Genomic DNA, 12,647 nt, shown 5'->3' with positions numbered 1-12,647 from the left:
ACTCGACGCTGGGTTATGAGTCGCCGCAGAAATACGAGGACAAGCTAAAGCAGCAGACAACCTAAACACCTGTCTGAAAAAACTTGACCACTACACTCCCCTCTCCCGCTTGCGGGAGAGGGGCGGGGGTGAGGGCCAGCGGTGGCAATTGCGACGGCCTTCACTTCGTCGATATTCCCGCCCTCACCCCAACCCTCTCCCGCAAGCGGGAGAGGGAGTACACAAGCGGGAGTTGCGAAGATCGATGGGAGTTGCGTAGCCCAAAGCAGCAAGGTCCTACCTGAACCCCACCACCACCTCATTACTCCGCCCCTGCAACACCGGCACCAGGCTCCCTTGCCCCGGCACCCGGAACGCAAACACAAAACCCTTGGTAGCATCGTCGCCGAAGAACGCGTCGGTCTTGCCCTCAGCCTGCGTCAGCAGCACACAGCGCTGCGCATTGCACAGGTAAGCCTGCAGTTCCGCCGGCGGCGTCTTGGCGAAGCTGTAGCGCCAGCGCACCGAGGTAATCACCCCTTCCGATTGCGGCAACACGCCGGTGGGCAGGATCGGCGGCGATACCGCGCGTTGGCCGCGGCCGTGCAGGGCCGGGCCGTTGACCGAGCCGGTCCATGCGTGGCGGGTGCCGGCGTCGAACGCGGCCCACGCGCACGCCGATACGGCCGCCAGCAACCAGCAAGCGCCACGCGCGGCGCGCGCCGTGCCGGGCATCACAGCAGGCCGCGCAACTGGCTGCGCAGCCGGTTGATGGCCTGGCCGCGAATCTGGCATACGCGCGACTCGGTCACGTCGAGCACCGCGCCGATTTCGCGCAGGTTCAGTTCCTGGTCGTAGCACAGCGACAGCACCAGCTTCTCGCGCTCGGGCAATCGCTCGATGGCGCGGACCAGGGCCTGGCGCATGCCGCTTTCCATCAGCACGGTCAGCGGGTTGCCGTCGTCGCTGCCGCCGAGGTGGCGGTCGAGGAAGTCTTCTTCGCCGGAGCGCTCGAAGTCTTCATAGTGCAGCAGCTGGCAGCCATAGACCTCGTTGAGCAGCAGCTGGTATTCGTCCAGCGGCATCTCCATGGCCTCGGCCACTTCGGAGTCGATCGGCGTGCGGCCGAGCTTCTGTTCCAGGTTGCGCTGGGTGCGTTCGATGCGGCGGGTGAACTGGCGCAGGCTGCGCGATTGCCAGTCGTTGGCGCGCACCTCGTCGAGCATGGCGCCGCGGATGCGCTGGCTGGCGTAGGTCTCGAAGCGCGCGCCGTGGGTGTCTTCATAGCGCTTGGCGGCGTCGAGCAGGCCGATCATGCCGGCCTGGATCAGGTCGTCGATCTGCACGCTGGCGGGCAGCCGCGCGGCGAGCTGCAGCGCGATGCGGCGCACCAGCTGGGCGTGCGCCTTGACCACATCGGCCTGTTCGAGCTTTCCCTGGATCGTGTACATGGTGCAATTCTCGTGACTGCTGGATGGCTGGACCGGCACGCTGTTGCGGGCCGGCTGGCTCAGGGTGTGGTGGTTTCGGGTGGCATGGCTGGCAGGCTCAGGCCATGGCGGGAGCGGCGGCGGGCATCGCGGCGTCTGTGCGCAGCGGCCACGCGCCGATGCCGCCGGCGCTGCGGCGCAGGGCCGCGGTGGCCGGCGCTGCCGGAAAGGCATCGACCACGCAGCGGCCCAGCTGCGCGGCACGCGCCACCAGCGGATCCGCCGGCAGCCAGCCCGCGCACAGCACTTCGACGCCGAGGTACTGGCTGGCGGTGCGCGCCAGGTTCCGCAGGATGGCCTGCACCGTGGCTTCGCTGGCCGCCAGGTTGACGATCAGGTGGAACTGGCGCCACGCATACAGGTGGTGCAGCCGCTTGATGCAGGCGTAGGCGGCGGTGATCGACGCCAGTTCCGGGCGCATCACCACCAGCACGTTGTGCGCATCGCCCGCCAGCGGTGACAGCGCGCCGTCGGCGTCGAGGCCGGCATCGACCAGCACGCTGCGGAAATCGTTCGTCGCGGCCGGCGGCAAGGCAGCGCCCGGCACCGGCCGGCCCGCCGGCAGCACCGACAGCACGCCTTGCGGGCTCACGCCCGCCGCCGCATCGAGCGACAGCCGGCCCGCGTGGACGTCAGCCAGCGTGCCCGCCGGCCTGGCGCCGGACCAGCGCGTGGCACTGGCGTTGGCGTCTTCGTCGACCAGCAGCACGCGTTCGCCCTGCATCGCCAGCGCATGCGACAAACCCAGCGCCACGGTGGTCGCACCGGCGCCGCGTTCGCTGGCGAGCACGGCGATGCGGCGCGTGGTACGCGGCGCCAGCATCCGGCGCAGGCTCGCGGCCTGGTCCATGGCGAGGGTGCTCACTGCAGGGCCTCCGCGGGGGCAGCAGGCGCGACGTTGCCGCGGCCCGGATAGTTTTCCAGCACGTCGAGCAGCGCAAGCATGCGGCCCATGCCTTCATTGAGCACGGTGCCCGGCACTGGCACGCCCGGGCGCACCGTACGGCCGGCCAGGCGCGCCAGGAACGCCGGCGCGGCCGCGGTCGGCGCGTGTTCCAGGCGCAGCACCGACAGGCCCAGCTGCAGCGCAGCCACGGCGGCGGCATCGTGCTCATCCCGCGCGTCCTGCGCGAAATGGTCGATGGCGTGGCGCAGCGTGCGCAGGCCGGCCTCGGCCGCGTCGGTCCACAGGGCCCAGCGCGCCACCTGCGCGGCATCCTGCGCCAGCGTCGGGTCGCACAGCAGGTAGCGCGTATCGAGCAGCTCGCCGGTGGCGCGGTCGGCCAGGCGGGCCACCACCAGGCAGGCGTCGATGCCGCCATCTGGCGTGCCCTTGCCGCGCACCGGGCTGTCCGGCACGCGCACCTCGGCGGTTGCCAGCCAGCGCACGGCATCGCGCTCGCGCACGGTGTCTTCGCCGACGGCATGGAAGGTCAGCGTATCCGCCAGCGCATCCAGCTTCCACGCGGTGCCGGCGCTGACCACGCGCGCGGTCTTGCGCGCGCTGGACACCCAGCGCTCGCCGGCCAGCTGCCAGCGCGCCAGCGTGGCGGCAGACGGCAGCGCCTCGACCAGGTTGACGACCTTGCGCGCGGCGCTCATCGCGGCGCGCAGGCTGGCGGCATCCGATTCGGCTTCACCCAGCGGCTGGCCGGCACGGCCAGCGGGCGTCACGGCGGCGGCAAGCGGCATGCCGTTGCGGTCGGCCAGCCACAGCGTGTGCTGGATCGGCTGGGGCGAGCGGCGCCCCGGCACGGCCACCTGCAGCGTGGCGGCGACCGCCAGCACGTACTGATCGCACTGGCGCGTCACGTCACGGCACACCGCTTCGCGCACCTGCTGCGACATCGCGCGCAGGGCCGGCGCGCCGGCGCCGCGCTGCTGCCACAGCGAGCGGGCCAGGTCGAAGCCCAGCCCCGCGCCGTTGAGTTCGGCCACGCACTGGCCGAGCGCGTCGGCGCTATCGGTCAGCGAGCGCAGCACGTCGGTGGCGCCACCGCGCGCGGTTGTCTCGTCCCCCGCGCCAGCGGCGGCACGGCGCGCTGCATCGGCGTCGGCAAACACCGAACCGCGGCGCGGCGTCAGGAAGGCGCGCTCGACCAGCGCGGTGCCGTTGGCCAACTCCAGGTGCTCGGGCACGCGCTGCCCGGTGGAGGCATAGAACACCGGCAGCCGGTGGCGGATCACCACGTCCAGCACGGATCCAAGATGCGTGGCTTCATCCAGCTTGCTGATGATGCAGCCATCGATGCCGCCACCATCGGGCGCGGCGTCATGGCGGTAGGCATGCACCACTTCATTGAGGGTGTCGCCATGGCTGGCGCCGTTGAGCAGCAGCACGCGCTGCACCGGCGCGGGCACGCCGGCCAGCATGGCGATCTGTTCCGACAGGCTGCGGTCGCGCTGGCTCATGCCGACGGTGTCGATAATCACCAGGTGCTTGTCCTTCATCGCCGCCAGCGCGAAGCGCAGGTCGGCGGCGTCTTTCACCGCATGGACCGGCACGCCCAGGATGTCGCCGTAGATGCGCAGCTGCTCATGGGCGCCGATACGGAAGCTGTCGGTAGTCAGCAGCGCCAGCTTGTCGGCGCCGTGGCGCAGCACGTAGCGCGCGGCCAGCTTGGCCGTGGTGGTGGTCTTGCCCACCCCGGTGGGGCCCACCAGCGCCAGCACGCCGCCTTGCGCGAACAGGTGGTCTTCGTCGCCCAGCACCGGCAGCTTGCTGGCCAGCTCGCCGCGGATCCAGCCCATGGCCGCGGGCCGGTCATAGCCCAGCGGCAGCCGCGCCAGCAGCGTGCGCGCCAGTTGCCCGGAGAAGCCGGCGCCGACCATCCATTCGAACAGCGATTCGCGCAGCGGGTCGCTCGCGGCCACGCCGTGGGCCGCGGCGCTCGGGGCCACACCGGGCGCCGCGCCGATGCCGGCCAGCTGGCGTTCCAGCATCGCCCGCATCGATTGCAACTCGCCGCGCAGGTCGCCGATGGCCGCGGGCTCCGGTGCCGGTGCCGGCGGCACATACACCTGCGCCGTGGCTTGCACGCTGCCCAGATCGGTATCGCGCATGGCGACGATCTCGACCCCGCCCTCGACCGTGCGGTTGGACAGCACCACGGCGTCAGGGCCCATGGCTTCGCGCACCTGGCGCATGGCTTCGCGGCCGTTGGCCGCGACAAACTTGGCTACGCTCATCGTTGACTCCTCACGCGCCGATCATGGCGGTGATGCGGATATTGCGGTTGTCCGGCACCTCGGCGTGCGACAGCACCCGCAGCTGCGGCATGGTCCGGCGCAGGAAGCGCGCCATCAGCGGACGCAGCTGCGACGGCACCAGCAGCACCGGGTCCATGCCCATCTGCTCCTGACGCGTAACCGCGCCCTGGGTCTGCTGCAGCAGCGCGTCGGCCAGGCCCGGCTCGATGCCGCCGCCGTTGGTCAGCGCCTGCGACAGCACGCGCTCCAGGCCGGCGTCGAGGCCAATCACCTGCAGGTCGGCATTGTTCGGGAACAGCTGCTGCGTGATGGCGCGGCCCAGCGCCACGCGGACCATCGCGGTCAGCTCGTTGGGGTCGCTGATCTTGGGCGCGTGCTCGGCCACCACATCCAGGATGGTGCGCATGTCGCGGATCGGCACGCCTTCGTCCAGCAGGTTCTGCAGGATCTTCTGCAGCGCCGTGAGCGAGATCGTCTTCGGCACCAGGTCTTCGGTCAGCTTGGGCGATTCCTTGGCGATGCGGTCCAGCAGCGCCTGCACTTCCTGGCGGCCCAGCAGCTCGGCCGCGTGCATGTGGATCAGGTGGTTCAGGTGCGTGGCCACCACGGTGCTGGCATCGACCACGGTATAGCCGTACGCCTGCGCCTGTTCCTTGATGCCGGCATCGATCCACACCGCCGGCAGGCCGAAGGCCGGATCGCGCGTGGCCGCGCCCGGCAGCGTGCCGCTGACCTGGCCCGGATTGATCGCCATCCACTGGCCCGGCATGGCCTCGCCGCGGCCGATTTCCACGCCCTTGAGCGTGATGCGGTAGGCGTTGGGCTTCAGTTCCAGGTTGTCGCGGATATGCACCACCGGCACCAGGAAGCCGATCTCCTGCGCCACCTTCTTGCGGATGCTCTTGATGCGGCCCAGCAGCTCGCCGTCCTGCGCGCGATCGACCAGCGTGATCAGGCGGTAGCCCACTTCCATGCCGAGCGGGTCCACCAGCGTGACATCGTCCCAGCTGGCTTCGGTCGATTCCTGCGCTACTGCCGGGGTGCGCTCTTCGCGCTGTTTGCTCTGCGCCTGCGTGGCCGCGCGTCGCGCGATATAGCGGCCCATCCACACCAGCGCGCCCGCCAGCAGCAGGAAGGCAAAGTGCGGCATGCCCGGGATGATGCCCATCAGGCCGATGATGCCCGCGGTCAGGTACAGCACGCGCGGGTTGGCGAAGAGCTGGCCGGTCAGCTGCTCGCCCACGTCCTGCTCGTTCGACACGCGCGACACGATCACGCCGGCCGCGGTGGAGATCACCAGCGCCGGAATCTGCGCCACCAGGCCATCGCCGATGGTCAGCAGCGTGTAGTTGTGCACGGCGGTGCCAAAGTCCAGGTCATGCTGGACCATGCCCACCACCATGCCCGCGGCCACGTTGATAAACATGATCAGCAGGCCCGCCACCGCATCGCCGCGCACGAACTTGCTGGCACCGTCCATGGCGCCGTAGAAGTCCGATTCCTGCGCTACTTCCGCGCGGCGCTTCTTGGCGGCGGCTTCGTCGATCAGGCCGGCGTTCAGGTCGGCGTCGATCGACATCTGCTTGCCCGGCATCGAATCCAGCATGAAACGCGCGCCGACTTCCGCAATCCGCCCCGCGCCCTTGGTGATCACCATGAAGTTGATCACCACCAGGATGGCAAACACCACGATACCCACGGCAAAGTTGCCGCCCACCAGGAAGTGGCCGAAGGCCTCCACCACCTTGCCGGCCGCGTCCGGGCCGGTATGGCCTTCCAGCAGCACTATGCGCGTGGACGCCACGTTCAGCGACAGCCGCAGCAGCGTGGTGAACAGCAGCACCGCCGGGAACGCCGCGAAGTCCAGCGGCTTCTGCGTGTACATGCTGACCAGCAGCACCATGATCGCCAGCGCGATATTGAAGGTGAACAGCAGATCCAGCACAAGGGCCGGCAGCGGCAGGATCATCATCCCCAGGATCATGATGATCAGCAGCGGCCCGGTCATGGCCTTGAACTGGCCGGCGGAGCGCAGGCCGGGCAGGTTGAAGAGGTTGCTCAGAGCATTCATTCGCGCATTTCCGGTACGGCGAGTTCATCGGGCACGTGCAGGTCCGCCGGCGCCTGCGGCTGCGGGCCCTGCGAGTAGTGCCAGTGCTTCAGTTGATAGACCCAGGCCAGCACTTCGGCCACGGCGGTATAGAGGCCGGCCGGGATTTCCTGGCCCAGCTCGACATGACGATGCAGCGCGCGCGCCAGCGGCGGCGCCGACATCAGCGGCACGCGGTGCTCCGCCGCCAGCGCGCGGATGCGCGCGGCGACCTCGCCGGTGCCCTTGGCCACCACGCGCGGCGCGCCCATGCGTCCTTCCTCATAGCGCAGCGCCACGGCAAAGTGGGTGGGGTTGGTCACCACCACATCGGCCTTGGGCACCTCCGTCATCATGCGGCGGCGCGCCATGGCGCGCTGCTGCTGGCGGATGCGGTTCTTGATATGCGGGTCGCCCTCGCTCTCCTTGAATTCCTGCTTGACCTCTTCCTTGGTCATGCGCAGCTTCTTGAAGAACTCCCAGTACTGCCACGGCACGTCGATGGCCGCCACCACCAGCAGCGACAGCGACACCACCAGGCAGCAGAACATCACCAGGTCCACCATGTGCAGCAGCGCCTCCTGCACCGGCGCATTCATCAGCGCGATGGCCTCCGGCAAGCGGCGCCACAGCACCCAGGCACCGACCGCGCCCACCAGCATCGACTTGGCCACGGCCTTGAGCAGCTCCACCAGCGAATGCGCGGAGAACATCCGCCCCAGCCCCGCGATCGGCGACAGCCGCGACAACTGCGGCGCGAACGACTTGGCCGAGAACACCCAGCCGCCCAGCAGCAGCGGCGCGGCCAGCGCGGCCACGCCGAACAGCAGCAGCAACGGCAGGAAGGCCAGCAGGCTGTCCCACACCATCAGCGCAAAGCGCGACAGCATGCGCGACGGATCGAACGCCGTGGCCGGCTCGAAGCGCAACGCGCCCTGCATCACCTGGTTCAGACTGCGCCCCAGGTGGCCGCCCAGCGTCCACAGGCCGGTCACGCCGGCAATCAGCATCACGAACGTGGCCAGCTCGCGCGAACGCACCACCTGCCCCTCCTCGCGCGCCTTTTCCAGGCGCCGGGGTGAGGCGGGTTCGGTTTTCTCGAGATCGCTTTCTTCGGACATCCACGCTCCGTGCGAAGCGGCAGGCCGCTATTCGTCAGCGGGGATTATCGAAGCGGGGTGGGATTCCCATTCGCGCGAAAAGGCGGGGGAATTGGGTGCTGTTTGGGAAATGAGGAATCGTCAGCGTTAACGGCGGAGGGGTCGGGAGTCTTTAGCGGAAAAGTGATGAAGCCGACGGCTTGGGGTGCGTTGAAGCCGCCCTGGCCCGGTCACTGAAAGCGCGTTTCACATCGTGGGATTTCGATGTTGCGCTGCGCCGCGTTCGCTTTCGTTCTGCGAAAAAACGTTCCGTATCGTGAAAATTGACACCTATCTCATTGAAATGAAAGGAAAAACAAAGTCTTATGTCTTATATAAGACATAGCCGCAACGGAGCCGGATCCCCCTACAATGAGTTCACGCTGTTTGCTTCGACCCACGGTCGGCACGCCAAACGATTTTTCTCAAACGCGCCTTATCTTAGGAAACTGACATGGCCCAGTATCAAGACGACATCAAGGCAGTGGCTGCTTTGAAAGAAACCCAGGGCAGCGCCTGGAATGCCATCAACCCCGAGTACGCTGCCCGCATGCGCGCGCAGAACAAGTTCAAGACGGGCCTGGACATCGCCAAGTACACCGCCAAGATCATGCGCGCCGACATGGCCGCCTATGACGCGGACCCGTCCAAGTACACCCAGTCGCTGGGCTGCTGGCACGGCTTTATCGGCCAGCAGAAGATGATTTCCATCAAGAAGCACTTCAACAGCACCGAGCGCCGCTACCTGTACCTGTCCGGCTGGATGGTCGCCGCGCTGCGCTCCGAGTTCGGCCCGCTGCCCGACCAGTCGATGCACGAGAAGACTTCGGTCAGCGCGCTGATCCGCGAGCTGTACACCTTCCTGCGCCAGGCCGACGCCCGTGAACTGGGCGGCCTGTTCCGCCAGCTCGACGCCGCCACCGGCGCCGAAAAGGCCGCGATCCAGCAGAAGATCGACAACCACGTCACCCACGTGGTGCCTATCATCGCCGACATCGACGCCGGTTTCGGCAACGCCGAAGCGACCTACCTGCTGGCCAAGCAATTCATCGAAGCCGGCGCCTGCTGCATCCAGATCGAAAACCAGGTGTCCGACGAGAAGCAGTGCGGCCACCAGGACGGCAAGGTCACCGTGCCGCACGAAGACTTCCTGGCCAAGATCCGCGCCATCCGCTACGCCTTCCTGGAACTGGGCGTGGACGACGGCATCATCGTCGCCCGCACCGACTCGCTGGGCGCCGGCCTGACCAAGCAGATCGCCGTGACCCGCCAGCCGGGCGACCTGGGCGACCAGTACAACTCGTTCCTGGACTGCGAAGAACTGTCGGCCGACCAGCTGGGCAATGGCGACGTCATCATCAAGCGTGACGGCAAGCTGCTGCGCCCGAAGCGCCTGCCCAGCAACCTGTTCCAGTTCCGCGCCGGCACGGGCGAAGCCCGCTGCGTGCTGGACTGCGTGACCGCGCTGCAGAACGGCGCCGACCTGCTGTGGATCGAAACCGAAAAGCCGCACATCGCCCAGATCGCCGGCATGGTCAATGAAATCCGCAAGGTCATCCCGAATGCCAAGCTGGTGTACAACAACAGCCCGTCGTTCAACTGGACCCTGAATTTCCGCCAGCAAGCGTATGACGCGATGAAGGCCGAGGGCAAGGACGTGTCGGCCTACGACCGCACTCAGCTGATGAGCGTGGAATATGACGACAGCGAACTGGCGAAGCTGGCGGACGAGAAGATTCGTACCTTCCAGGCTGATGCGTCGCGTGAAGCTGGGATCTTCCATCATCTGATTACGCTGCCGACGTATCACACTGCTGCGCTGTCGACGGATAACCTGGCTAAGGAATACTTTGGTGATCAGGGCATGCTGGGTTATGTGGCTGGGGTGCAGCGGAAGGAAATTCGGCAGGGGATCGCTTGTGTTAAGCACCAGAATATGTCGGGCTCTGATATCGGCGACGACCACAAGGAGTATTTCAGCGGCGAAGCGGCGCTGAAGGCGGCAGGTAAAGACAACACCATGAATCAGTTCTGATTCTGGTAGTAGCCTCCAAGCAAAACGCCAACCCATACGGGTTGGCGTTTTTCTTTTGTGCGGCGTGATTGCTCGCGGGGTTGTTCTTTTGAGAGCGAACGACAATGCCTCCGAGACTTCTCAACATCCGTGAGAAGTCGTGATACAGGTCGCTCAGCGACGCAATAGGCATTGGATATCGATGGAACAGCTCAGGGCCACTGGGACTCCTACAGTCTTCGGTAAAGGCATATACGCTTGTATGGCCTGTCGCCGAACTGGTAATAAGAATCTTTTTCATTTACCGGAGTAAGTCGACAAAGTTTAGACTCGCCCGCCTTCCATGCGGCCCTATATCCACTTATCGAACGCACATAATTACTAATGTGCAGATACCGATATAGGGCACACCCCTCGTTTTGGTGGCGCAAAAAGCTTGCGCGATGGTTACACTTATTTACATGGCGTAACCGGCAACTTACATCATCCATGCCTGGTGTGTGGCTACGTCATCACAGTGACGAGCGCATTCTTTTCGCTGATGTCAGACCATTAAAGCAATAGGTTTTAGAGAGGGGACTATGAAAGGATTTTTGAAGACTTTTGCTGCAGTCGCAGCAGGGTTCGCGGCCCATACCGCCGATGCAGCACCGTTGCCAGCCCACGCGCCGACCATTGCTGTTGATACCTCGTCGACTGCTGCGATCGACGCTAAGACGCTAGAGGTGATCGCAGTAACAGATTCGACCGGGGAAGCCTTCAACTTTGTGTTGAAGCGAGCCGCTGACGAGCAAGGGTCCCTGATGGCCTACCATCAATCGCACTCCTCGCATTCGTCACACCGCTCTCATTCGTCGCACTACTCCAGTCGCTATTAAATGCGCAAACCGCTTGAAGTCGACTCCGCAAGGAGTCGGCTTTCATTGAGGTCGCCATGACAACACGCTTAGAATTGGATGCCGCAGTCTACAGTTTGGAAGCTGTACAGAAGGCGGCTTATAGGTTCATTGATCGCCTCACCATCCTAATCTCTCAGCGGCAAGGCACAGTAATTTGTGAGCTTGATTCAGTCAGCGGCGCCCAAATACCCACTGACGACCTTCTGGCCGACTTCAAACGTGAACTGCTAGATCAGCAACTCCGTTTTCAGATCAAACGAGAAACAGAGCCAACCAGGAACCTGATTCTTGCTTACGCTTTCTCCCGTACAGGGCTGCAGAAATGAGCAAGTTTCGTAGCCTTGAGAGCTACCAACGCAAGCACTCTGGTCAATATCAGTTGCTGCCGTTCCGGTTCGAAGCCTTGGATGAGCAAAGCGTCGTTGCCACCAATGCAGTCGGTGAGTTGGCTTTCCTCTCTCGTAAGCAGCTCGAGAATCTCGTAGCACATCGCTTAAGCCCGACCGACCCCGATTACAGCATGTTGAGGTCTCGGCATTTCCTTCGTGAAGATGGGGATGAGGCTAGCTTGGAACTTCTTGCACTAAAGACGCGAACCAAGTTTAGCAAGCTCCGAAATTTTACGAACCTGCATATATTCGTCGCGTCGCTGCGCTGCGACCATAGCTGCCAGTATTGTCAAGTCTCTCGACAATCGGAGAACAAGGCAGCCTTTGACATGACATTCGAGACAGCGGATAAGGCCCTCGACCTTGTGTTTCGCTCTCCGAATCCTGCAATTAAGATTGAGTTCCAAGGTGGTGAACCACTTCTGAACTTCGAACTAATCCGCTATGTTGTTCAAAAGGCGGAACAGCGAAACAAAGGCGAGAGTCGAGATCTGCAGTTTGTTATTACAACAACTCTTTCACTAGCCACCGACGAAATCCTGGAGTTCTGTCGCGACCACAAGATATTTCTCTCATCCTCCCTGGACGGCCCTCCCGATCTACATAACAAGAATCGTCCCCGTCCGGGGCGGGACAGTCATGAACGCTTTGTCTCGGGCCTAAAGCGAGCCCGCGACATCGTAGGTTACGATTCCGTGTCGGCGCTAATGACTACCGCTCCGACAAGCCTAACTCGGGTTCGTGACATCATCGACGAATATCTAAAACATGGCTTCGACGGAATCTTCCTGCGCCATCTTTCCCCTTACGGCTTCGCGCTGAAGACGAAGAGCTTTCAGGCCTACAACACCGACCGGTGGCTCGAGTTCTACAAAGGAGGGATGGAATACATCCTAGAACTGAACAAAGCTGGAACACCTTTCACTGAGTATTACTCCACTCTTTTGCTGACCAAAATGATGTCGGCCGAGGACCCCGGGTTTGTAGATTTGATGAACCCAGCGGGCGCAGGCATCGCAGCTGTCGTATTCAACTATGATGGCGATGTCTACGCGTCGGACGAAAGCCGCATGCTTCGTGAGATGGGGGATACCACATTCCGCCTTGGCAACGTCCATCAGAACAGCTATGAGGAAATTTTCACCTCTGACGCACTTCTGACTGCTCTCGAGGATTCATTCACTTCATCCGCCCCCATGTGCAGTGATTGTGCATTCGAGCCTTGGTGTGGCGCAGATCCAGTGTTTCACCATGGGATGTACGGGGACGTCCTTGGGCGCAAGCCGGAATCGGACTTCTGCAAGCGAGTCATGGGGATTACCAAGTACCTCTTGGAGAAGATGCGCAAGGACGACGAAGCGAAGGAAATTTTCATGCGGTGGGTCAACCGATGCTGACACTTTCGGGCCGTGTAATACGAATCACTGAGCACAGGGTC

10 protein-coding genes are annotated in these 12,647 nt (G+C 64.2%); 4 read left to right on the top strand and 6 right to left on the bottom strand.

Features of this window, described 5'->3' with window-relative positions; genetic code table 11:
- Window positions 1-276: 276 nt before the first annotated feature.
- The 6 genes from C7416_RS26000 to flhB all read right to left on the bottom strand — a co-directional run bounded on the left by C7416_RS26000 (window position 277) and on the right by flhB (window position 7,889).
- Window positions 277-714 (bottom strand): flagellar protein FlhE, encoded by a 438-nt coding sequence (locus tag C7416_RS26000; protein WP_111521544.1) that lies wholly within the window; start codon window positions 712-714, stop codon window positions 277-279.
- Window positions 714-1,430, bottom strand: a complete 717-nt coding sequence (locus C7416_RS25995; protein WP_111521543.1) for an RNA polymerase sigma factor FliA — start codon at window positions 1,428-1,430, stop codon at window positions 714-716. Before C7416_RS25995 ends, C7416_RS26000 begins: the two co-directional genes overlap by 1 nt.
- 97 nt (window positions 1,431-1,527) lie before the next feature.
- Window positions 1,528-2,319 (bottom strand): MinD/ParA family ATP-binding protein, encoded by a 792-nt coding sequence (locus tag C7416_RS25990; protein WP_111521542.1) that lies wholly within the window; start codon window positions 2,317-2,319, stop codon window positions 1,528-1,530.
- Window positions 2,320-2,330: 11 nt separating this feature from the next.
- Window positions 2,331-4,658, bottom strand: coding sequence for a flagellar biosynthesis GTPase FlhF (gene flhF, locus C7416_RS25985; protein WP_111521541.1), 2,328 nt, complete (start codon window positions 4,656-4,658; stop codon window positions 2,331-2,333).
- Window positions 4,659-4,668: 10 nt separating this feature from the next.
- On the bottom strand, window positions 4,669-6,750 hold the full coding sequence (gene flhA, locus C7416_RS25980) for a flagellar biosynthesis protein FlhA (protein ID WP_111521540.1): 2,082 nt from the start codon (window positions 6,748-6,750) through the stop codon (window positions 4,669-4,671).
- Window positions 6,747-7,889, bottom strand: a complete 1,143-nt coding sequence (flhB, locus tag C7416_RS25975; RefSeq protein ID WP_111521539.1) for a flagellar biosynthesis protein FlhB — start codon at window positions 7,887-7,889, stop codon at window positions 6,747-6,749. The genes flhA and flhB overlap by 4 nt, the downstream gene beginning before the upstream one ends.
- A 472-nt stretch (window positions 7,890-8,361) precedes the next feature.
- On the opposite strand from flhB, the gene C7416_RS25970 reads away from it, so the two are divergent.
- From C7416_RS25970 to hxsB, 4 genes are all read left to right on the top strand, one after another.
- The gene (locus C7416_RS25970; RefSeq protein ID WP_111521538.1) at window positions 8,362-9,942 is read left to right on the top strand and encodes an isocitrate lyase; all 1,581 of its coding nucleotides are present in this window, start codon (window positions 8,362-8,364) and stop codon (window positions 9,940-9,942) included.
- 560 nt (window positions 9,943-10,502) lie between these two features.
- Window positions 10,503-10,799 carry a His-Xaa-Ser repeat protein HxsA2 gene (gene hxsA2, locus C7416_RS29015; RefSeq protein ID WP_146604305.1) on the top strand — a complete coding sequence of 99 codons (297 nt, stop codon included), beginning with the start codon at window positions 10,503-10,505 and terminating at the stop codon, window positions 10,797-10,799.
- A 56-nt stretch (window positions 10,800-10,855) separates the two neighbouring features.
- Window positions 10,856-11,146 carry a His-Xaa-Ser system protein HxsD gene (gene hxsD, locus C7416_RS25965; RefSeq protein ID WP_111521537.1) on the top strand — a complete coding sequence of 97 codons (291 nt, stop codon included), beginning with the start codon at window positions 10,856-10,858 and terminating at the stop codon, window positions 11,144-11,146.
- Window positions 11,143-12,606, top strand: coding sequence for a His-Xaa-Ser system radical SAM maturase HxsB (gene hxsB / locus C7416_RS25960; RefSeq protein WP_111521536.1), 1,464 nt, complete (start codon window positions 11,143-11,145; stop codon window positions 12,604-12,606). The genes hxsD and hxsB overlap by 4 nt, the downstream gene beginning before the upstream one ends.
- Window positions 12,607-12,647 lie beyond the last annotated feature (41 nt).

Origin of the sequence: Cupriavidus phytorum, from assembly GCF_003254285.1 — a bacterium.
Lineage (GTDB): Bacteria > Pseudomonadota > Gammaproteobacteria > Burkholderiales > Burkholderiaceae > Cupriavidus > Cupriavidus phytorum.
This window is presented reverse-complemented; position numbering and strand designations above follow the sequence as displayed.